Source organism: Bifidobacterium tibiigranuli (assembly GCF_009371885.1).
Lineage (GTDB): Bacteria > Actinomycetota > Actinomycetes > Actinomycetales > Bifidobacteriaceae > Bifidobacterium > Bifidobacterium tibiigranuli.
The window spans coordinates 1-22,771 of sequence record NZ_QLZA01000005.1 but is presented as its reverse complement, the minus strand read 5'-3'; the positions used below and the strand labels follow the sequence as shown (position 1 = coordinate 22,771).

Here is a 22,771-nt window from a genome sequence, read left to right as displayed (position 1 = left end):
AATCAGCCACCGGAACGGAGGAATGACCGATCATGACATACCACCCTTCCGAATTCAGCGACGGCCACGATGCTGACCGTACCGACGACAGCAAACGGCATCACGCTTCGCAGGCGCATCCGAGCGGCAGTGCCCTCGAGCGCGGGAACGCACGTCACGACGCCGATTATGGGCACTCCCCCAATACCTCCGCCAACACAGACGCCAAAGGCGATACCGGCATGCTACCCCATGATGAGGTCGACATCCTGCGCGATTTCATCGCCACCGGCTGGCCGCTCGGAACCGAGGATGACAGCCCCACGTTTCTGTGGAACGAAGTCCTTGACGATCTCGCAGCCGAATGCGACGCCACGCGACTGTCCGGACCGGTAGCGCCACTCGATCAGGCGCGCAGCATCATGAGAGCGCCGATTGACTGGTACTTCCAGAGTCTCGCGGCATCCGTGCCCGATACGCAGCTCACGCCGGAAGGGTATGCGATGCGTCAGGCCGCACTGCCCACCTTCCATATCGAAACGCGGGCCTTGTCCGGCGTGCAGGCCGTGGCGGGCAATGCGATGATGAGCGACCATTGGCAGGACGCGGCCGCGAATCTTGCGGCGGCGCTTGAAATCACAGCGGAATTCATCGGCAGCATCGCTGATCGTGAAGACGAGGGCTTCGTCTTCCTCAAACGGCTGATTCAGGATATTCGCGTCTATTTCGAGTCCTTGGCGCGCAGTGCCGATCCGATCGCTGGCACCGCGTCGCTGCAGGCGATACTCGATGTGGTTTGCAGCGAGGATTTCCGTCTCAACCCCACGCAGATGGTCGAGCTGCTTTCCTGCGCGCTGCCCTTCGCTCGCTGGGACGACACGCGCGTACTGGCTTATGATGCGCTGGACAAGGCGTCGGGCGCGATGGACCGCATGCTGCACCAGGCCAAAACGGATGTGCAGACCGATCTGGACAGCGGGCTGATGGAGAATGCGGACGGCGATCTGGTGGATTACCCGATCGAACTGGTGCATATGCATTTCGAGCAGACAATGCTCTTCCTGCGCCACGATCTGCTGCGCTTGAGCGGCGAAGGCGAGGCCGCAGACCGCTTCCTCGCCGAGCATCACGACATGGAGCCTTTCGCGGATTCCTATGCCGCCCGGCTCATCGCGCAGGAGCGCTGGCATGAGCTGCTGGACTTCAGCGAGTCAGTGATGCGCGACGACCCGAACCAGCAGCTTATGATCATCCCCTCCGATGCGGCACCCTACGAGTGGGAGTCCATACACGAGGCCGCTTTGCAGGCTTTGGGGCGGCGCGAGGAGCTGTGCGAGCTCTATCGCGAGCGCGTGGTTGAGGCTTTCGATTCCGACGAGATTTTCAACGTCTCACGACTGCGTGCAGTGAGCGGGGACAATTGGCCTCGTCAGGTCGAGCTGATTCTTGAGGAATATGACGATGGCCGCGAGCATTTCACGCGCAATATGGCCTATGAGCATCTGCTCATCAGCGAAAAGCTCGGCGAACGAGCCTGGCGCTACGCACGCCAGTTCCCCAAGTCTCGCACGAAGCTGGCGAAAACCATTGCACTAGCAAAACCAGAGACAGCGAAACACATCATCCTAGGTCCTATCGGCATGGACGGCAGCTACGAGGGCGAAATGCCGGCACGGCAGGCCGCGTATCAGCATATCGCCAAGTCGCTGATGAAGTATGCGTCGGTGTTCAGCATGAACGAAGCGCAAGCCATTGCACGCAAGCTCGTGGAGCACTACCCCGCCAGAGCCAAGCTCGCGCAGGCATTGCATGCGCTGCTTGAGGCGGAGGGTTAAGGATTAAAGGTCGGATGGTGCCCCGCTCTCATCGTTGGATTCCAGGGATAATGCCCCTTTTGTGACGCCAAACCGCAACGAGCGTCACGAAAGGGGCAGAGCCTCTTCTCCGATGCCCTTTTCGTAACGGTTATCCTGAGCCAGAGGCCCAAAAGGGGCAGTAGGCCTTGTGTTGTGATGTACGAGAGAGGCCAAGCCCCCCCCCAAAAAAAACTTCGCTAAATCGTAAACCCAAGCTCTTCGGCGGCCTCGGTCGGCACCGGATCCTCGGCCCAGAAGTCGCTGAGGTTGTCGTCGCTGCTTAAGGAACGGATTTCGGCCTTGTCGATGTACACTTCGCCGCTCAGATGGTCGGTTTCGTGCTGGAAGATGCGGGCCGGCCAGCCATGCATGCGTTCTTCGTGGCGCTTGCCGCCCTCGTCCTGCCAGCGCGCGGTGATGTCGAGCCAACGCCGACGCACGGCCTGATAGCCGGAGAAGCTCAGGCAGCCCTCGTAGAAGCTGCGCGTTTCGGCTCCGACCGGCTCATACGACGGGTTGATGATGACCCGGAACGGCAGTTCGCCGATTTCGCGCGGATCGTCCTCGTCGTCGCGCAGGTGGTCTTCGATTACGGCGATGGCTAGTCCCAGCCCGATCTGCGGCGCAGCCAGCCCGACTCCGGGCGCTTCCAGCATGGTCTCGCGCATGGTGTCGAGCAATTTGGCAAGCGTGCGCTTGCTTAGCTGGCCCGCGTATTGTTCGGACGGCTGGCGCAGCACCGGCTCCCCCATTTGCACGATGGGCAGGATGCGGTCTTTGCCTGCCTCGTGCAGGAGCCCTTCGACGTCACGGTTGAGTTCGACGTCGACTTTCGCGTTGCGCCCGAACATCACAACGCTAGTTCTTCGGCGACCACTGCAGCGAGACGTGCGCAGACCTCGTCGGCTTGAGCTTGCGTCCCGGCTTCGGCCATCACGCGCACGAGCGGCTCGGTGCCGCTGGGCCGCAGCAGCACGCGCCCAGTGTCGCCCAGCAGCTTCGATTCGCGCTCGACAGCAGCCTGCACTGCGGCGTTGCCGGAGACCGCGCCCTTGTCCACATTGGGCACGTTGACCAATTGCTGCGGCAGCTGCGGGAAGTCAGCGGCCAACTGGCGCAGGCTGCGCCCAGAGGAAGCCACTTCGTTGCACAGTGTCAGTGCGGTGAGCGTGCCGTCGCCAGTCGTGGCGAATGCGCGGTTGATAACATGGCCAGACTGCTCGCCGCCGAGCGAATAATCACCGCGCAGCATTTCTTCGAGCACGTAGCGGTCGCCGACGCCGGTCTGCACGGTTGCAATGCCCATATCGGCCAAGGCGAGCTTCAGCCCCAGATTGCTCATCACGGTGACGACCAGGGTGTCATGGTTGAGCTTGCCCGCGTGCTTCTTGGCGCGCGCGAGAATGCCCATGATCTGATCGCCATTGACCATGTCACCGTTTTCGTCCACGGCAAGGCACCGGTCGGCGTCCCCGTCGAAGGCGACGCCCATCACCGCATCCGAGGCCTTGACCATGGCCTGCAACTGCTCAGGATGGGTCGAGCCGGCGTTCTTATTGATGTTGTAGCCATCCGGCGAGGCGTTGATGACCATGACCTCAGCGCCGGCCCTTCTCAGAGCTTCCGGCGCGACGACCGAAGCAGCGCCATTGGCGCAGTCGGCCACGATTTTCAGGCCCTTGAGCGGCTTGGGCTGCGTTTTGTCCGGGCCGATAGGCGCTATGGTGTCCACCAGATGGTCGATATACAGGTTGGTGGCGGTGGCGGTGTCATGGCTCACGCGGCCAACGCCAGCCCCGGTCGGCCTGTTCCAGTCCTGCCCGAGCAGCGCCTCGATCTCGTCTTCCTTGGTGTCGGCGAGTTTGAAGCCGCCACGCGCGAAGAACTTGATGCCATTGTCGGGCATCGGGTTGTGCGAGGCCGAGATCACCGCGCCCATTTCGACGTTGAGCACCGAGGTGAGGAACGCCACGCCAGGGGTGGGAATGATGCCGGCGTCAATCACGTCGAAACCGCCGGCGCTCATGCCAGCCGACAGGGCCGAGGCGAGAAAATCGCCGGAAACGCGCGTGTCGCGGCCGACCAGCGCACGACGCCGTCCTTCCGGCCGGTCGTCTCTGGTGTCGGGATCGCCGAGGACGCGCACCGCTGCATCGCCCAAGTCAAGCGCCAGCCGCGCCGTCAGAACCCTATTTGCCAAACCTCGCACACCATCGGTGCCGAACATCCTGGGCATGTATCTCTCTTATCCTTAAGTTTCCTGACTACAATGCAAGTCACCATCGTACCCAAGACCACGCACCAAGCGACACCTCGGCGCCAGATGTGCCCGGTTCCATCGCATTTGGCGTGCTGTGAATGGGGATTACAGACGGTGTTGCCGTGTTTCATTTTCGCAGCGTACGTTTTCACGCATCGCAATGAAGATCGTATCGGAAAACGTACGATAACTCGTGCTCAGCGTACGTTTTCCGATATGGGCCTCGTCAGCCGGAACACATCAGTTCACCAGATCGTCAACGTGCCCGTCCGAATGTTTGGACAATGCCTGCACGAGGTGCTTCAGCGCCCGCTCACGCAACTCGTTGAACGAATCCTCGCTCAGGAAGGCGGAATGCGGCGTGAGAATGCAGTTGTCGATTTCAGCGAGTTCGCCCACACCCGCTCCTTCGCCCTCGACCACATCGAGTGCGGCCGCGCGAATCGCATGTCGCCTTAGCGCTTCGACGAGAGCCTGCTGATTGATGACCCCGCCGCGCGCAGTATTGATAAGGAACGCGCTGTCCTTCATGATGTCGAGCTCGCGAGAGCCAATGAGATTATCGGTGACGCCGGTTATAAGCGGACAATGCAACGATACGTAGTCGGATTCGGCAAGCAGATCGTCAAGCGCATCGGCCCTTCGGCATCCATGTTCGGCCAGCAGCTCGTCACTGGCGTGCGGCGCGTAGACCAGCACATCGAATCCCAAGGGCCTGAGCATATCGGCCAGCCGCATGGCGATGCCGCCGAAGAACACCAGACCGAAGACGAGGCCGCCAATGCGACGCATCGGATACCCAGACAGCGCGTCCCAATGCCCTTCGCGCACCTGCCGATCCTGGAAAGTAATCTGCCGCGTAAGATCAAGCGCCATCGCAAGCGTATGCAACGCCACATCTTCTAGGCAGTACCCCGGCACGTTGGTCACCTGCACGCCGTGCGCGGTGGCGGCGGGAATGTCGACCGTGTCGTAGCCGATGCTTTCCAAGGAAATGATCCGCAGGCTCGGGCACCGCGCGAGAACATCAGCAGTGGCAGGCTCATACGTCAGCAGCGCGCCGGAAGCCTGGTATTCGTTGACATGCGCATCGAGCGGTCTGGGATCGTTGATCTCAATAAGATTGATATCATCAATCCCCCACTGCGCAAGCAGCTCGCGCTCGAAGGCAAGATCGAGGCCCAAGTTGGGGCATATGACATTATTCATCGCAGTGACTCGTTTCATACGGTGCAAAATTCTTTAGTCGCGAATAACCAAGCCGGTCGAGCCGCTTGCATCCATTTTGCACGCTCCATTATAGTTAATCGTTCCCTTCGTTCTTCATTCACGAATCTCATCTCAACGCCATTCATCGCCTGATTTTGTCCCGCCATAGGGGCAAATCAATAATTGACAATCGTCATCTCGGGCTGTATCAGACAGCCGAGAATCGTTTCGACGATTTGCGTAAGTGCATCGTCAGCCAAAGTCGAAACTTTTACAGCATTCCGCGCTTCCAAATCGAGTGATTTGAGCTGCTCAGCCTGTGCCCAGCCACGAATTCGCTCACCAGTCATGCGTTCATCAGGCACAGCACCCACCTCAATATGAAGCGGGTAATGATTGTCGGTATGTGATATCGGGACAACCATCGTCAACCCGCTGCGACGGTTGAACGCATCATTGCTGATGACTACAACCGGCCTTCTTTTAGTTTGCTCATGCCCCGCGGCTGGATCCAGATCAACCCAGAGCACATCCCCATAGCGAAAGCGCGGCGTCACAGTGCCTCCCTGCCTACGGCCCCGGCGAAGCCATCTTCAGTTGACTTGAAATCCCCTTCATACCCGGCGAAAAGCGCGTCGATATTCTTGGGATGGATAGCACGCCGCCTCTTAGGAGATATGACGATGGAATTGTTGCGAATCTCAACGTCAAGCTCATCGCCCACATGCAGACCCGTCTGCGCAAGCAGGGTCCTGCTCAGCCTAACACCTTGGCTATTGCCCCATTTCCGTACGGTCATGGTAGTCATATTCGGCCTCCATTTCATCTTGTTTATACATAGTATAAACATAAGGGTTTGCGACCGGCAAGCGTATTTCTCTATGCGCTATTTGATTCCATATCAGTTTCGCGCGCTATGCATTCGCAACACTCCATCACCCCAGCAAGCCCAAGGATTTCACCTGCTGCATGGCGTCGAGCAGTCGGTCTGCGTCGGCGTCGGAGAAGACCAGCGGGGGGCGGAGTTTGAGGGTGCTGGCGTCGGCTCCGGAGGCAGAGATCAGGACTTTACGCGAGCACAGTTCGTCGACGATGCGCTGCGTGGCGGCGGAATCGGGCAGGCCGCTACTGTCTCGGGATGTGATGTCGAGGCCGATGAACAGCCCGGCGTGGCGAATGCCGCCGAATCCAGGCGTATCGCCGAGCAGCGATCCGAGTTCGCCGGCGATGCGGTCGCCGATCGTTTCGGCATGGAGCAGCAGCTCGCGCTGTTCGATCTCGTCAAGAACGGCGCCGGCTGCACGCATCGACACGGGATTGCCACCGAAAGTGTTGAAATACCTCGTGCATTCGGCGAAGTGATCGCCGATCGGCGTCTTGTACACCACGGCGCCGGTGGGAATGCCGTTGCCCATCGGCTTGCCCATAGTCACGATGTCGGCATCGGCATGGTGCCGTCGGAAGCCCCAGAAGGCGTCTCCGGTGCGGGCGAAGCCGGACTGGACTTCGTCGGCAATCAGCAGTCCGCCTGCCCCATGCGTCGCCTGTGCGACCCGGCCTACCCAGCCGGGAGCACCGGGCAGCACGCCGTCGGATGAGAAGATCTGGTCGAGCAGCACCGCGCTGACACCGTATCCTGCATCGTGCAGCTGGCGGAAGGCCGCTTCGAACCTGCCCAGCAGTATTTCCTCGGCATCCGGACCAGGATTTTTGAGCACGTCCACGACTTCAACCGTCGCCAAGAAAGGCGCGAGCGGGATGCCAGTGCCGAAGCTCGGCGAGATGGAAGCCACAAGATCGGTGATGCCGTGATAGGCGTTCGCCGTAACCACCACGCCGCGATTGCCAGTGTAGGCGCGGGCCATGCGCAGTGCCAGATCGTTGGATTCGGAGCCGGAATTGGTGAAGCTCACATGGTCGAGCGCCTGCGGAAAGTAGCCCAGCAGCCGTTCGGCGTAATCGAGCACTTCGTCCTGCAGATAGCGCGAATGCGTGTCCTGTCTGGTCAGCTGGTCGGCCACTGCCTCACGCACGTGGGCATTGGCATGGCCCACACATGCGACATTGTTGTAGCAGTCAAGATAGTCGTTGCCCTGCGCGTCAAACAGATGAGCACCCTGACCACGCACGACATGAATCGGCTGATTGTAGAACAACGGCCCCAGCGTGCCCAGCACCCGCTTGCGCCGCTCGATCAGCACAGCCGAATCGGCGTCGAGCCCCTGCGTGCCCTTGGAGAAGTCGAAGCCGTTGGCGAGCGCCTTTTTGCCGGTTTGCTTGGTTTTTGCGTTACTTGCTGCACTGTTTATTGCGTCATCGAGTTGTGTTGCGCTCATAGAAGCTCCTTGCTTGCATGTTGTGTGATTGCGTTTTGCGTTATGCCAAGCTGCTCCGTCATCGCCGGCCAACCAAGATTCTGCACCAATCGAAGCTTGTCCAGTCGCCGCTGCGGATCGACAAGATAATGGCCGGCTTCCACCCCCGAAAAGCGCTCGGCCATCAACGGCAGGAGCACCACCAAGGCACCTCGTGCCTCCATGATCGCGGGAAGAAGATCGAGCTGCTGAACGTCAAAGCCGCTATTGTTGCCATCGTTACGGTTGCCATCACTATAGCCATCGTCATCATAGCCACCATCAGAACCAGAATCGGAGCCATGACTGGCACGACTGTCTACTTCCTGCATGTAGCTTTCCAGCGCACTACGGCAAGACTCCAGCGGATCGTCCGGGTAGTAGGACGCAGCTTCGATGAGGTAGAACAGGCATGTGCCCAAATCGCAGATGGGCGGCATCATATGCATATCACCGAAATCCAGAATGCCAGACAGGCGCTGCGGCGCATCGGGATCAACCATCATATTGCCAGGATGAAAATCGCCATGGCATAGGGTTGCCGGCAGCCGTTCGATCTCGGGCTCGACAGCCATATAGTCATCCACCGCTTGCGTCACTCGGCTGCGGCTCTCGTCATCTTCAAGCATCGGCAGCAGATCCTCGGCTAATTGCGGCAGCAACCGCACATCCCACAGCACGCGCCCCGGGACGTCGTGATACTGCAGTTGCGCGAGCACACGCTGCAGCTGCGCGAGCCGCACGCCGATGTCATCAAGCAGCGGTTCAGACAGCGGCCCCGGCAACGTCGACACCATATTCCCATGCAGAAAAGTCGTGAGCGTGGCCCAGCGCACGGTGTCGTTCTGATTGAAACGAGTCACCAGCTCCCTGCCGCGCGCGGGAATCAGCCGCGTGGCAGGTATGTCCGGCTGTGTCTCCTGCAGCAGCGTCAAAGCCTGGGCGCGCAACAACACACTGTCTTGCGATTCCGCAGGATGCTCGAATTTGAGGATGCATCGCGGCTCTGCTTCACCATGCAGGCTTATGGCAAAGGTGTCGTCGCGCTCGGTTGCGATGCGTCGGGTCGCCACATCATGCAACCCGTACCAGTTCTCTGCGAACTCAGAAGCCTCAGCCGTCGAAACCGCGTCGTGGGGAACGCGCAGCATCTCGTATCCTACAAAGTCGTGCATAGCCGGCTCTCCCCCTACCGCACGCGAATCAACGGCTTGATGGTGCGCCGGTGGTCCATGTCGTCGTAGGCGAGCGCGATATCGCTCAGCGGGTACTGCTTGGTGTACACCATGCCGGGATTGATCTCGCCAGAAAGCACGGCTGGCATGGTGTCAGCAATGTAATGGTGCGCCGGCGACATGCCGCCTGCAACTGTGATGTTGCCACGGAACAGCAGTCCGGCATCGATGGCCACGCCGTGCGGCAGCCCTACGTAGCCCACGGTTCCGCCAGCCGTGCACATACGGAGCGCGGTGTCGAAGGACTGCGCGGAGCCCACGCATTCGAGCACCACGTCGCTGCCTTCGCTGCTGGTCAGCTTCGCCACGGCATCCACAGCCTCGTCGCCGCGTGCGGTGATGATCTGGTCGGCTCCGAAGGACCGCGCCAAGGCATTGCGGTCCGCGTGGGAGCTGCCGGCATTGATGACACAGCTTGCTCCCAGCATTTTTGCCGCCATGATTGCGCACAAGCCTACCGCACCGTCGCCGACGACCGTCACCACGTCGCCTTTGCTCACATGGGCGCTTACGGCCGCATGATATCCGGTGGTGAACACGTCGCTCAGTGTCAACAGGCTGGGTATCAGTCGTTCATCGGGCCGCGAACCGTCAGGCAGCGCCTTGACCAGCGTGCCATCAGCGAAGGGCACGCAGGCCGCCTCGCCTTGTCCGGCGTCGGCAGTCTCGCGCCCCCAGAATCCGCCGTTGACGCAGCTCGTTTCCAAGCCTTTGCGGCAGTAGCCGCACGTCCCGTCACTGTAGCGGAACGGCACAATCACCCAGTCGCCGGGTCTGACGGAGCGAACCCCGCCGCCGACCTCGCGCACGGCGCCCACGAATTCATGGCCGATGCGGTTAGGAGCAGCAGCGCCCTGATCGCGGTAGGTCCACAAGTCCGAGCCGCACACCCCGGCGTACTCGATGTCGACAATCGCATCGGTCGGATGCTTGATCGTCGGTTCGAGCACCTCATCGAGACTTATCGTATGGTTACCGTGGTAGACGGCAGCTTTCATGGTGGTTAGCCTTTCGTAAAAACGTGAAATAATAAAGCGGGATCATCATGCGCTCGCACAAATCATGGTGCGAAAGGATTCTCTACGAGTGTCTGAGCGCCGTCTACAGTAAGGCTGGTTCCCGATATGAAGGAAGCCGCTGGACTCGCCAAGTAGCAAACCGCCGAAGCGACTTCGTCTGGAGTTCCCAATCTGCCTCTAGGGATGAGCGCATTCATGGACTCGATTCGTTCATCGCCATAACTACGATGCAACTCCGCAGTCCCAATCAAGCCGGGACGCACTGTGTTGATTGTAATTGCATATCCAGATTCAGCGAATTCCAATGCTGCAGAACGGACAAAACCTTCAACAGCACTCTTTGCAGCACCATAATGGCTCATTGCAGGAAGACCTGTAACCGGACCTGTAATTGAAGAGATAACGACTATGCGGGGATATGAAGACTCTTTCAACATGGGTATGAGTTCACGAACCAGTTGGAACATTCGAGTGACATTGATAGTCATCATCTGGTCCCACTGTTCATCAGTCAACATCGGTATCCTGTTACGAATAAAAGGCGATGCGCAATATACGAGAACATCCAATCCACCCAATGTTTGAGATACTGAATCACGGATACGCTGAACAGCATCGGATTCGCCCATGTCCAGTGAAAGACTGTGGACAGTAGGTGATGCAGACTCGTTCAGCACATGGCGCCCCACCACCAATACCTTGGCACCCCGCTGTTGGCATCGATGAACAATGCTGGCTCCGATACCTTTCGTACCGCCTACCACAAGCACATGGGCATTCGGCAGTATGTCGTTGGACACGCTAGCTTCAGCCGCGCTCAACGGCTCAGTCGGGCATTTTTTTGGTGCATTCATACTCGTAGGCTCTCAAATCAAAGGGATGGATTATCGTATTCGACTTCTCCGCCAATAATGGTCTGAGCAATCGGTATGGTATGAAGATCATGCACATCCACCTCATGTGGATCTGCATCGAGAACGGTGAAATCTGCATACTTTCGATGGGAAATCGTTCCAAGCACATCTTCTTTGTGCGAAGCATACGCACTGCCGTAAGTCCATGCGCTTAACGCCTCATCAACGCTAAGGCGTTCGTCCTCTCCGAGGATGACACCAGACGGAGTTTCCCGTGTCACCATTCCTTCGATGGCAATCAAGGGATCGACTGGGGCGCAAGGCGCGTCAGTACTTCCAGGAATAATCGCACCGCGATGGACGAAAGCACCCATACGATACACACGGTCAGCACGTTCCTTGCCGAGCACCGATATGTATCCATCACCATTTGTTTTCATGAAGCTGCCTTGCGGATTAGCTATAATACCGTCACGAATCACACGTTCGACAGTTGCATCATCCGCTAAACCACAATGTTCAAGGCGATGCCGCACATCTTTGCGAGGATAGTTCTTCTGGGCTTTTTCTATGGCGTCTAGAGCGATGTCGACCGCATGATCACCAATTGCATGTACCGCCATACGCCATCCTTCACGATGCAATATGGATACCTGCTTGCTGAACTCTTCAGGGTCCCAACTGAATACTCCATAATTGTCCTTCTCGGAAGTATAGGGATCATTAAGATATGCAGACAAGCTTACAAATGCACCGTCAAGAATGATCTTGAACGGCCCAATATCGAGCTTCCCTCCAGTCAGACCTGTGCGAATACCCAAGTCAAGTCCAAAACCATGTTGGATGTCGCTGGTCAGCTCGCCAAGATCGTGCAACGCAGAAAAATATGGCATCATCGTGCAGCGCAACGCAATCAAGTCCTGGTCATAGGCCTTCTGATAAAGTCCTATATCGTAGGGAGTTTTCCCAATGCCTTCCCAATTGGAATCCGTGCCGGTTCCTCCATCCGTAAAGCTTGTTACACCTCTTTCAAGACAGAACTGAGCAGCCAATGAAAGCTGTTTAAGGAAGACGCTCTCACTCGCCCGACTAGCCAGCCCCACAAAACGGAAGGACATTTTATCTTTAATAAGTCCAGTGACCTTTCCGTCTTCCTTGATCACAAGATCTGGTTCGTCGATGTCATCAGGATTCTCGAACCCCGCTCTTTTAAAAGCCTGATGATTAATAACAGCGGCATGATTTGAGATATGCGTGATTAGCAAAGGGTGCCCGTCCGTAATTGCATCTAGTACCCTGATGTCAGGAAATGCCCCTAAGGAAAACTGATCAAATCCCCATCCAACGATCCAATCATTCGCGGTAGCCTGTTTAACCGCTTGTTTAATTTTGTCATACATGCATTCCAAATTAGGAGTGGACTCTTTACTCATATCAATTTGATTGAGGTTTCCTCCAAGCATCGAAAAATGCAAATGAGTATCGTTGAACCCCGGGCAAACGTACCTTCCGCTCAAATCGACATGGTGAGACGCGTCAAGCCCTTCAAGTTCATCGTCAATCGCCACTATCTTACCGTCGTAGACTCCGATGCGACCGGCATACGGATAATCATCATCCATCGTTTGAAAACGACCATTTTCAAATATGGTATCCAACGTAAACATATTTGTTTCCTTTTCTAATCAAATTTTCTAGCGAGGGCGATTCGTTGAATGATGATTAATCCCAGACCGAATCATGTTTCATATATAGGAAGATCCGTCAAACAATTTCGTCCATCTTCATATGGCAAACGGTAATTCAATATAATTTAAATAAGCATATGAACAAAAAAATTAATGTGCAGGTAGGTCTTCGGCTTTAAAAATTTAGCCGGAGACCTACCCTCATCATATTATTTACTGGTTAACTTGTGTAAATCAAAGAGCAGCCTACTGTTTCAACTGCATCGAATAGTAAGCTGGTCCCTGCATACCATTTTGATATCCTGCGACCTTATTCGACACAGCATTAATCTGCTTATAGTGGGTGATGATGATTCCAGGCACATAATCGAGATACCATTTCTGCAGCTTGTCATAGCCGGCTTTCTGCTGCTCAGGAGAAGTACTGGCATTGATTTCATCCGCTATCTCAAAGAACGCAGGATCGGTATTCCATCCCTGACCGGTCTTTTGGAAGAAGGAGAAGCCTAGCGGGTCGGCTGGCACACTCCAGCTTGTAGTAGCCATATCCCACTGATCCGGAACAAAGAACTGTTGCATTGCAGTGCCCCAGTCAACAACTTTCAATTCAATATTAAGCCCCAGTGCCTTGAGCTGATTCTGGAACTCGACAGATGCGTTATACATTGACTGATAGTCTTTAGTGGTCATGAGTGTAATTTTTTCACCGTTGTATCCTGAATCCTTGACTAATTGCTTAGCCTTGGCGAGGTCGGGATGATTATATTTCTCAAGATCCACGTTTGAGCGCGCCGGATTCCCCTTGGGCATCAAACCGCCGTCAACAGTATATAAATCGCTGTTAAGATGCGCAGCCTTGTCGACAGCCGTCATATCCATTGCAGCCAACACAGCTTGACGCAGCTTTTGGTTATTGGCAAAAACTCCTTGCTTCTTATTGAAAACCATTGCATCGATCATAGGATCGGTTTCGACATGCACGCTATTGTTAGATTTAATCTGGCTGTACAGCGAGTCAGCAAGAGCATAGCCAACATGATATTGTCCGCTCAGTGTTCCTGCCAAGCGAGTGTTTCCATCGGTGGCGATGTCGAACTCAAGATTGTCAGCATGCGGCGTCTTTTCGCCAACATACCCATCCGGCTTGCCTGTAGGCGACTTATAACCTGCCCACTTCGTCAAGACAATTTTCTGATCCTGAACATACTCTTTAACTTTGTACGGACCAGTACCAATATATTCCTTGACACCAGTTGGGGTTGCCGCATCAATCACCGATTTAGGCATAATTGCAGCCATTCTTCCTGGATCCGCAATGAGATGAAGACCTGCGGCCATCGGCTTAGGCGACTGAAGCACCACGGTATCTGGATCGGGCGAAGTTACCGTCGAACCAGTAAACCAAGTCTGCCCAAACTGCGAAACATTGACCCAGCGCTGCAGAGATGCAACCACATCTTCGGCCTTCATCGTCTCCCCATTTTGGAACTTGACATCGTTTCGAATCTTAAAGGTGAATGTTTTATTATCCTTGCTTACGCTATAGCTTTTCGCAAGCACAGGACCTACTTCACCATTCTGTTTGAGCGAAACCAATCCTTCATAGATATTACGCATGGTGTCCCTGCCTACATAGGCACCATTAATCAGCGGATCCAGTGAAGTAACGTTTGCCGTAAGAGCAATGTGAATCGTTCCACCATCTTTCGCAGTGGCTGCTGCGCTAGATGAAGATCCACCCCCGCTCCCACACGCTGCAAGCCCTAATGTGATTGCAATAGCAGACAATGCTGCAATTCCACGTCGTTTAAAAAGCTTCATGATATTCCTTTTTCTTTCCTTATCTTGCGTAACAAGAATGTTGTCACCCCAGCAAATGACGCTGTTGTGGATCGGTTCGTGGCACACTGTCGAGTAGCCGTATCGTGTACTCGTTTTCAGGGTGCTCGAAAATTTCCTTGGTTTCTCCTTCCTCTACTAACTGTCCTTTAAACAAAACCCCCACGTAATCCGCAATAAAACGAACCACGCTCAAATCATGTGTGATAAAGAGATAGCTCAGGGAAAACTCTTCTTTGATTTCCTGCAGCAAGTTCAGCACTTGGGCCTGTATCGAGACGTCAAGCGCCGACACAGACTCATCAAGAATCAGTATCTTAGGTTGCACTGCCAAAGCCCGGGCGATATTAACCCTTTGCAGCTGCCCTCCAGAAAACTGATGCGGATAGCGATCCATATGCCATACTGACAGGCCGACTCGCTGCAAAGTGTCACGCGCAATGTTTCGACGCTCCCGACCAGAAGATCCAATATCTCTGATTTGCAACGCCTCAATTACAGCATCCCCGATGGTTTTCCTAGGGTTTAACGCTGAAAACGGATCCTGAAACACCATCTGAATGTTGCCGCGGATATTTTTCCTCAGCTGACTTGGAGAGTCATTCGTGTAATTCTCTCCAAGAAGCGTTACCGTTCCTGCAGTCGCCTTCTCCAAAGCGCAAATGATTTTGCCAGTCGTGCTTTTGCCGCTGCCAGACTCTCCGACAAGCGCATATGTACTCCCCGGATAAAGTTCAAGAGAGATGTTGTTCACAGCATGAAACACCTGACTTTTCGAATTGAGCAATCCTCTGCTCACATAATCTTTGACAAGATTATTGACTTGGAGAATGGGCTCCGTCTCATGTTTCATGCTGTCACCTTCCTAAAGTCCGGGATAGTATTGAACTTGATGCATCTCGATTGATGCTGTTCATCAACATCGAACATCGGGATATCGCCTGACAAGCACTCTTGCGAGGCAAATGGGCATCGGGATGCAAAGCGACAGCCCTTAGCCACTTCACTTAGCTGTGGAACCGAGCCGCTGATGGTATTCAAGCGTTCCGGTATCTTACCAACCATTGGAGGAGTGGCCGCAAGAAGGCCTTGTGTATAAGGGTGTCTAGGATTGGCAAAGAGTTCATCGACCGATGCCGTCTCTACGATCTGCCCAAGATACATCACAGCAACGCGATCACATGTCTCAGCGACAACGCCCATATCATGGGTAATCAAGACAATGCTCATCCCCCGCTCATCACGGATATGACACAGTACCTTCAATAATTGAGCCTGTATCGTGACATCCAATGCCGTCGTAGGTTCATCGGCAATGAGAAGTTTCGGCTCATTGACAAGAGCAATAGCTATCACCACGCGCTGCAACATACCCCCGGAAAGCTGATAGGGATACTTGGACATCCATACGGCTGAGTCATCCGCCCCTGCATCATCCAAAGCTTTGATGCACAGTGCTTCAACCTCTTTCTTTGGCAGATGCTTACGATGGGATGTGACTGTCTCACGTATTTGTTGCCCGATAGTGAGCAAGGGATTGAGGCTTGACATTGGGTTTTGAAAAATGAAGCCAATATCCTTTCCTCTCAACTGTCGCATATCCTTCTCGGGAACTGTGAGCAGCTCAGTATCTTCGAATCGAATTTCCCCCGCATATCGGGTATTACGCTGATCGTGCAGCTTCAGCACGGAAAACATAGTAACGCTTTTGCCACATCCCGATTCGCCAACAATCCCTAGAATTTCTCCTGGCCGGACAGCGATGCTAACGCCATCTACAGCATTCGTCCACTGGCTGCTTGAGTTTTTAAAACCAACTTTCAAATTATCTATTTCCAGTAGATTACTCATTTCAGCTACCTCCTCCTCTTCGGATCGAAGACTTCTCGCAGCCCATCACCGAAAATATTGATGACAAAAACCGTCAAAGCCAGTGCTACTCCCGGGAAGACAGTAAGCCACCACGCTTGGTATATATACGTACGGCTGTCATAGAGCATGTTGCCCCAACTAGGACTGGGTTGAGGAATGCCGGTGCCGATAAAGCTCATTGCCGCCTCGACGAGTATGGCATCCGCAAAAACAAATGTGACCTCGATAATCCACGGTGCAATAACATTGAGAGCGATGTTTCTCCAGAGGATTCGCGTGCTTGATGCTCCCAGACTCACAAGCACGGACACATAGTTTTCATTCATGTTCGACATGGTTGCAGAACGCACCACTCGAGCAACATACGGAATAAAAACAATAGAAAGGGCGAGGATAACATTGCCTATGCTCTGCCCTAAGCCGCCAATCAGTGCAATGCCGAACAGAATGGCCGGGAAAGCCATCAATCCGTCGCATACACGCATGAGCCAATAACCGATTTTAGGAAAGAATGCGGAATAAGCGCCGACGATGAAACCAAGTACGCCTGAAACCACTGCTACAGAACCACCGACAAGCAACGATGACTCACCGCCAAATAGAACACGTGCGAATACGTCCCTACCGACATTATCGGCACCCATCACGTGCTGCCAACTTGGTGCCATAAGGATGTCACTCGCCTTTGTGGCAAATGGATCCATCTTCATGACGTGCGGGATAACAACACAGGCAAACACTATGATCAGTAAAAAGATTCCGCCATATAATGCCGACGGAGAGCTCTTAATCGCAGCCCACAGCGAATTTTGATTTTGCCTCTTTCCAGTTTTGTTTTCATCGTCAATATCAACTGAATTCGGAACATGATCTGCCCCGGATACATCGTCAATCTGCTGATTCTTGTTATCTATCTGCGAAACCATGTCAGAAACTCTCCTGCCTTATACGAGGATCAATAACGGCATACAGAACGTCTGTTATAAGATTCACAAAAATAAAGACGATTGCAACGAATATAAGGATTCCCTGAATCATCTGGTAATCACGCCGTAAAATTGAGTTGACAACCAGTTGGCCCAAACCTGGAATGTCAAAAACAGTTTCCACAATAATTGAACCAGCAATGAGCTCTCCGAAAGACTGCCCAACAACAGTAAGCACCGGTATAGCAGCGTTCTTAAAACCATGATGCCAAAGCTGCTGGGAGCGAGGCAATCCTTTTGCGACAGCAGTACGAATGTAATCACTGGAAAGCGCATCAATCATTGAAGATCGTGTCATTCGAGCGACAATGGCAATTTGAAGGGTAGTAACCGAAACAGCAGGCAAAATCAGATGCAGAATGTACTGGCTGAAACTCTCCGTTGGACTCACGAAACCGCTTACGGGCAACAGGTTCAGTCGAGTCGCAAACAACAGCATGAGCAGCAAGCCAACGAGAAAACTTGGCATCGAAGTAGTCAATGTGGCAAATCCCTGCACCAGTTTATCCGTAAAGGTACCCTGCTTGTCAGCCGCCAATATACCTAGAGGAATTGCAATAGCCAACGACAGAATCTCACCAAAAATCGCCACGGAAAGAGTGGGAAAAATATGAGATGCAATGGCCGATGAAACACTTTGATTGAGAATATACGAATATCCGAAATTCCCATGAAGCAAAGCTATGAACCAATCCCACAACTGATTAGGAAGCGGCAAATCGAGCCCCATCTGCTGTCGAATTGCGGCGACTTGGCTATCTGTGGCATCTGTTCCTGCAATGACCCGAGCGGGGTCACCCTTGCTGAGACGCGACAAAAAGAACGCAAGGATGCCTACGATGAAAATCACAGGTACTGCCGAAAGCAACCGCTTAAAAATGTATTTCAGCATTTTCTCTCCTTTCTAGGTAAGGATGTAATTTCTGAGCAGAACGATTTGTCGCTCATACCGTTGCAAGCACCTCTTCGAAAATCGCAAGCCCTTCTTCGATGTCTTCCTGCGTTGAATTCAGAGGCGCGGCAAACCGAATGGCGTCATGGTCAGCTCCACATCCCAGCAGCAGAAGTCCTTTCTCCAAAGCTTTTGCACTGACTTCTGAGAAAATGTCAGCTCCGGTCTTTCCGTTCACAGTGCCAAACTCGATGGCGAGCATCATGCCCAACCCGCGCACATCGGCAATAAACGGGAACTTTGTCTGTAATTCCACAAGCTTGGATTTGAAGAAGGCTCCAACCGTAGCGCTGTTTTCTACGATGTGCTGCTTCTCGAATTCATCAAGAACTGCAAGCCCGGTCGCGCTCGCCACGGGGTTGGCCCCAAAAGTGGTGCCGTGCATGCCAGGACGCCACTTCTCCATGATTTCAGGAGTAGACACAACCGCGCTCATGGCCAATCCACCCGCAATAGCCTTTCCAAGAGTCATGATGTCAGGGATAACGCCTGCATGCTCACCTGCGAACATTTTCCCGGTACGTCCGTAGCCGGACTGTATCTCGTCGAAGATCAACATGATGCCGTATTCATCAGCGAGCGCACGAAGCCCTTTAAGGAAACTCGGATCAGGCACTACGTACCCGCCTTCTCCCTGCAGCGGCTCCACGTAGAAGCATGCGACCTCCTGCGGAACGACGACATATTTGAAAAGTTTCTTGATTTCGCCGAGGCACCAATCTGCGCGCTGCTTGGCGTCATATCCCTCTGGGCACAAATCGCGTGACGGGTAAGGCGCAAAGTACACACCGCCCATCATCGGTTCCAGTCCTTTTCGATAAGCTGCATTTGATGCAGTGATGCTGATGGCACCCATTGTGCGCCCATGAAAAGAACCTTTGAATGCAATGACGGCGGGGCGGCTCGTGGCGACGCGCGCCAATTTAATGGCGCCGTCAGTCGCCTCAGCCCCGCCGTTGGAGAACATCACTGTGTTCAAATTCCCAGGAGTGATTTGCGCGATTCTCCTAGCAAGTTTCAATGTGCTGGGATAGCTCACCACATTGAACGAGGCTGTCATGAGCTTTTCGATCTGCTGTTTCGCAGCATTCACCACACTGGGATAGACATGCCCAAGGGCGTTCACGGCAATACCCTGAACCCAGTCGATGTAGCGTTTGCCATTCACATCCCAGAGATATTGACCAGAGGCGTGATCCACGACAAGGTCTGTTGACTTTGCGACAGCAGGGCTGAGGTATGCTTCGTAATCCTTGAGACTGATGGTTTCATCGGCTTTGGTCGTTGTCATAAGAGCTCTTTCCATATCTGGAATATTTGAAATCTTGCAACGACTATGCCTCAGCGAGGAGTTCGCGGACAATATCCATTAGTCCATTAAGTCCGGCCGAATTGGATAGATTATCTAGATGACCATTGTTGGTAACACTTTGCTTCAGCATGGTTGAAATATGAAACTACCCGTCTTGTCTGCCATATCCGAAGAAATCAAATGCCTAGGAATATAAGGTCTTTATATTTTCAGTCGCTATATGATACAAAACCGATAACATAGAATTTACCTTAAAATGGTCTTTATCACGCTGAACGAAGGTGTACTGTCTCGGTAATTACTGATACGAGTTTCAGAGTCGTGTTTGGTCTCCCCCGACCACGTCCAAACTTCCACTATGCATGCGCCGCCGGTTTCAAGCGACATCAATGACCAAGCTCAAAGTCATCACGCCACGTCTGCATTTGACCCGAATACCAGTCTTTCTAGCGGATAGATAGTACCGGCCTATTCAATCGCCACAGCGCGCGGCAAATTGCTCCAGAGGAACGCTGCAATCTATCTCAACATGCAGAGTTCCCGTCTATGAATCATTAGATAGAACTAGATACCCACTGAGCAAAGGCGTTACATCACATTGTGTATGAACGTGACTGCGCCGTACGAATGCCGGTCAATCGCAGACGCGATTATTCGTCCGAGTTCGTTGGAAGCGAACCCGCCTTATCAGCCTCGTAAATCTCATTCTTCCTTTGAATTGGATTCGCCGCCGAGTGCGAGCACGCTAGCAACGAGGATTGCTGCGAATCCGGCTAGATCGAAGAACCCAGGCCGTTCCCTGACCAGTACGACACCGGCGATCATACTGAACACGGGTACCAACAGCGTGCCAAGCCCCGCGATACTCGCAGGCAACCGCTGCACCACTTGGAACCAGATCAGATACGCCAGTACTGTGCCCGCCAGAGTGTTGTAGATGACACCGCCCCATGAGGCCGGTGTCATGGGGGCTACGAGGATGTGCCAACCGGTGAGGCCGAGCGCCAGAATCGATATAGCGGTGCCGGCAAGCAGCTGCCAGGCGGTGATTGCGAGCGGCTTTGCGGCGACGCACGCCCACTTCAGATAGACGGTGCCAACCGCCCAGCTCAGCGCCGAGCCGAGCGCAGCGAAGGCTCCGAGCGAGAATCCCTGCTCGATCACAGGCAGCATGAGCACGGCGAGACCCACGATTCCGATTCCAACCGCCGCCCATCGGCGTGCGCCCAACCGCTCGCCCAGGAACACACTGCTGAGCAGCGCCACCCAGATCGGCATCGTGTACACCACTATCGATGTCTGTCCGACGCTCGTGTGCAGCAGCGAGACCGCCGTCAGCACGCCGAAGAGCGCGATGGAGAAGGTGCCGGCGACAAGCAGGTGCAGGTAGTCGATGCGGCGAGGCAAGCGCAGACTGATGTGCAGAATCGAAGCGAGTGCGACGAGGATCAGTGCGCCCGCTCCGAATGTGACAGCTCGAAAGCCCCACGGCGTCATTGACTCCAGCCCGAACCTAGCCGATACGAAGTTGACGCCCCAGACCACGGTGACCAGCACAAGCAGAGCCCGTTCCTTGTCAGTGCTACTCATTGGGATTCTTCCTAACCCTAGATGGTTGGTCAATCGGCTTATGCGCCTTTCGCCCTCATCGTAGGCCCCAGTCAACCACCCAGAGCCCACAGTGGGAGCAAAAGATACTGCAAGAGATCGGTGATCCTAATTATCGGTCAGCTTACGCTGGCGGGGCCGAACGCATCCTCCAGCGCCTGTCCGGCGGCAAACAGGTCGTTCTCGCCAAAACGGCGTGATATGAGGTGCACACCGAGCGGAACATCCTTCGCAACCACATTCGTAGGCACGACCAGACCGGGGAAACCTACGACTGGCGTGCCGCACATCGGCCATTGGGCGAGCACGATGTCATGCTTGCGGCTCACCGGGGTGTCCTGGTCTTCGTCATGCAGGAACGGCACTTCCGCCGAAGATGGAGTGAGAATGATCGGCGTGCGCTCCAACAGCCCCTGCAAGGTGCGGATTACGGTGCCGCGCCTGGCGAGCGTCCTGCCGTAGCTCTTCAGATCAAGCTGGAAGCCCGTGCCGAACAGGTCCTCGACCACCGCAGACCAACCCTCCAGGCCTTTGCGCATGATCTCGCCGCCTTCGATGATGTGCGACGAGCCGGACTGCACAAACTCCTGGAACGTGAGCAGCATCTCCAGCTCGAACATCTGCTGGAAGACGTCGGTCTTGATCTCCTCCACCACATAGCCGCGAGATTCGAGCGCGGCGATCGCGGCGTCCAGCGCTTGGCCCACTTCGGGCGCCAACGGGACGATCTCCGTGCCGCGATAGACGCCCACGTGCCGCGCCCCGGCAGGAAGATCGACTTGCGGCACCGTCACCGGGTCGCGCCACGAGTATCCGCGCATCACGTCAAACCCAAGCTTCGCGTCCTGCACGGTTCGGGCGAGCGGCCCCTGCACAGCGAAAAGCTGGACGGACAGGGCGGGGTCCTCAGGCGTGTAGTCCTTCCCGGGCACGGCACCGACAGTGGGGCGCAGGCCCACTATCCCATTGGCGTAGGCAGGGTAGCGAACGGAGCCGGCGATGTCGTTCCCATGCGCGATCGGCACGATGCCCGCTGCCACAGCAGAGCCAGCGCCGCCGCTTGAGCCGCCGGGGGTCAGGTCGTGGTTGCGGGCATTGAACGTGGTGCCCCACAATTCGTTGGTGCAGAACCACTCCCAGCACCACGGCGGCACGTTGGTGCGGCCGATGACGTTTGCGCCGCCGCGACGGATATTCTCGACCACGGGGTCGTCTGCGGGCGAGAGGATATTGGCACGGGAAGGAATGCCGTTAGTGGCGGGATGCCCCGCAGTGCGGACATTGTCCTTGATGAGCGTCGGCACGCCGCCGAGCGGCCCGAGCGAGAATCCCGCAGCGAGATATTGGTCAGTGGCCTCGGCTTGCCGCACAGCCTCCTCGCGGTACACATCGACCACGGCGTTGAGCGCGGGATTCACCTCGTCGATACGCTCGAGAGAGGACGCCAAAGCCTCCTGCGCCGAAACCTCGCGGCCGGTAATCGCCTTTGCAAGACGGGACGCCGACCATGTATATAGTTCATCACTCATAACTTTTCTTTCAATAGGGTCTTCGGCCATGGATTCGAAAACCGATGGAATTCACATAAAAAACTAGAAGTGGATTGTTTTTAAAAAATTACATGGGGGTGCGGTGGAAAACTTGGGCACTGATTAGGGAGGGCTGATTGGTGCCGAAATATTCCGAGGAGTTTCGGGAACGGGTTCGTTCGTTCGTGCGCGCTGGCCGTTCGCCGGCGGAGGCGTGCC

At 54.9% G+C, this 22,771-nt stretch carries 19 protein-coding genes; 1 reads left to right on the top strand and 18 read right to left on the bottom strand.

Annotated elements, in window-relative coordinates:
• The first annotated feature begins 32 nt into the window (after positions 1–32).
• Positions 33–1,814, top strand: coding sequence for a hypothetical protein (locus DDF78_RS05165; protein WP_152580814.1), 1,782 nt, complete (start codon positions 33–35; stop codon positions 1,812–1,814).
• 218 nt (positions 1,815–2,032) lie between these two features.
• Here the strand turns inward: DDF78_RS05165 and DDF78_RS05160 are convergent, their stop codons facing one another.
• The 18 genes from DDF78_RS05160 to DDF78_RS05075 all read right to left on the bottom strand — a co-directional run bounded on the left by DDF78_RS05160 (position 2,033) and on the right by DDF78_RS05075 (position 22,552).
• Positions 2,033–2,686, bottom strand: a complete 654-nt coding sequence (locus DDF78_RS05160; RefSeq protein ID WP_152580815.1) for a peptide deformylase — start codon at positions 2,684–2,686, stop codon at positions 2,033–2,035.
• Complete coding sequence (gene glmM / locus DDF78_RS05155) at positions 2,686–4,071, bottom strand: phosphoglucosamine mutase (RefSeq protein WP_152580816.1); 1,386 nt, start codon at positions 4,069–4,071, stop codon at positions 2,686–2,688. Before glmM ends, DDF78_RS05160 begins: the two co-directional genes overlap by 1 nt.
• 264 nt (positions 4,072–4,335) lie before the next feature.
• Entirely contained in the window at positions 4,336–5,322 is a 987-nt protein-coding gene (locus DDF78_RS05150; RefSeq protein WP_152580817.1) for a C-terminal binding protein, read from the bottom strand.
• Between the two features lie 158 nt (positions 5,323–5,480).
• A complete protein-coding gene (locus tag DDF78_RS05145; protein ID WP_152580818.1) occupies positions 5,481–5,861 on the bottom strand; it encodes a type II toxin-antitoxin system PemK/MazF family toxin in 381 nt (126 codons plus the stop codon).
• Positions 5,858–6,112 carry an AbrB/MazE/SpoVT family DNA-binding domain-containing protein gene (locus DDF78_RS05140; RefSeq protein ID WP_162000721.1) on the bottom strand — a complete coding sequence of 85 codons (255 nt, stop codon included), beginning with the start codon at positions 6,110–6,112 and terminating at the stop codon, positions 5,858–5,860. Before DDF78_RS05140 ends, DDF78_RS05145 begins: the two co-directional genes overlap by 4 nt.
• Positions 6,113–6,239: 127 nt before the next feature.
• A complete protein-coding gene (locus DDF78_RS05135) occupies positions 6,240–7,640 on the bottom strand; it encodes an aspartate aminotransferase family protein (RefSeq protein WP_152580820.1) in 1,401 nt (466 codons plus the stop codon).
• Positions 7,637–8,809: a phosphotransferase gene (locus DDF78_RS05130; RefSeq protein WP_162000722.1), complete on the bottom strand. Its 1,173-nt coding sequence runs from the start codon at positions 8,807–8,809 to the stop codon at positions 7,637–7,639. The genes DDF78_RS05135 and DDF78_RS05130 overlap by 4 nt, the downstream gene beginning before the upstream one ends.
• Positions 8,810–8,847: 38 nt before the next feature.
• On the bottom strand, positions 8,848–9,891 hold the full coding sequence (locus DDF78_RS05125) for a zinc-binding dehydrogenase (RefSeq protein WP_152580822.1): 1,044 nt from the start codon (positions 9,889–9,891) through the stop codon (positions 8,848–8,850).
• 62 nt (positions 9,892–9,953) lie between these two features.
• The gene (locus tag DDF78_RS05120) at positions 9,954–10,766 is read right to left on the bottom strand and encodes an SDR family NAD(P)-dependent oxidoreductase (protein WP_152580823.1); all 813 of its coding nucleotides are present in this window, start codon (positions 10,764–10,766) and stop codon (positions 9,954–9,956) included.
• A 17-nt stretch (positions 10,767–10,783) separates the two neighbouring features.
• The gene (locus DDF78_RS05115; RefSeq protein WP_152580824.1) at positions 10,784–12,433 is read right to left on the bottom strand and encodes an amidohydrolase; all 1,650 of its coding nucleotides are present in this window, start codon (positions 12,431–12,433) and stop codon (positions 10,784–10,786) included.
• A 267-nt stretch (positions 12,434–12,700) separates the two neighbouring features.
• Entirely contained in the window at positions 12,701–14,275 is a 1,575-nt protein-coding gene (locus DDF78_RS05110; RefSeq protein ID WP_152580825.1) for an ABC transporter substrate-binding protein, read from the bottom strand.
• Between the two features lie 43 nt (positions 14,276–14,318).
• Positions 14,319–15,146: an ATP-binding cassette domain-containing protein gene (locus DDF78_RS05105; RefSeq protein WP_152580855.1), complete on the bottom strand. Its 828-nt coding sequence runs from the start codon at positions 15,144–15,146 to the stop codon at positions 14,319–14,321.
• Complete coding sequence (locus tag DDF78_RS05100; RefSeq protein WP_152580826.1) at positions 15,143–16,144, bottom strand: ABC transporter ATP-binding protein; 1,002 nt, start codon at positions 16,142–16,144, stop codon at positions 15,143–15,145. The genes DDF78_RS05105 and DDF78_RS05100 overlap by 4 nt, the downstream gene beginning before the upstream one ends.
• Positions 16,145–16,149: 5 nt before the next feature.
• On the bottom strand, positions 16,150–17,091 hold the full coding sequence (locus DDF78_RS05095) for an ABC transporter permease (protein WP_152580827.1): 942 nt from the start codon (positions 17,089–17,091) through the stop codon (positions 16,150–16,152).
• A 1-nt stretch (position 17,092) separates the two neighbouring features.
• Positions 17,093–18,043 carry an ABC transporter permease gene (locus tag DDF78_RS05090; RefSeq protein ID WP_152580828.1) on the bottom strand — a complete coding sequence of 317 codons (951 nt, stop codon included), beginning with the start codon at positions 18,041–18,043 and terminating at the stop codon, positions 17,093–17,095.
• A gap of 52 nt (positions 18,044–18,095) precedes the next feature.
• Complete coding sequence (locus tag DDF78_RS05085; RefSeq protein WP_202613220.1) at positions 18,096–19,394, bottom strand: aspartate aminotransferase family protein; 1,299 nt, start codon at positions 19,392–19,394, stop codon at positions 18,096–18,098.
• A 723-nt stretch (positions 19,395–20,117) separates the two neighbouring features.
• Entirely contained in the window at positions 20,118–21,005 is an 888-nt protein-coding gene (locus DDF78_RS05080) for a DMT family transporter (RefSeq protein WP_152580829.1), read from the bottom strand.
• 137 nt (positions 21,006–21,142) lie between these two features.
• On the bottom strand, positions 21,143–22,552 hold the full coding sequence (locus DDF78_RS05075) for an amidase (protein ID WP_162000724.1): 1,410 nt from the start codon (positions 22,550–22,552) through the stop codon (positions 21,143–21,145).
• Positions 22,553–22,771: the final 219 nt, after the last annotated feature.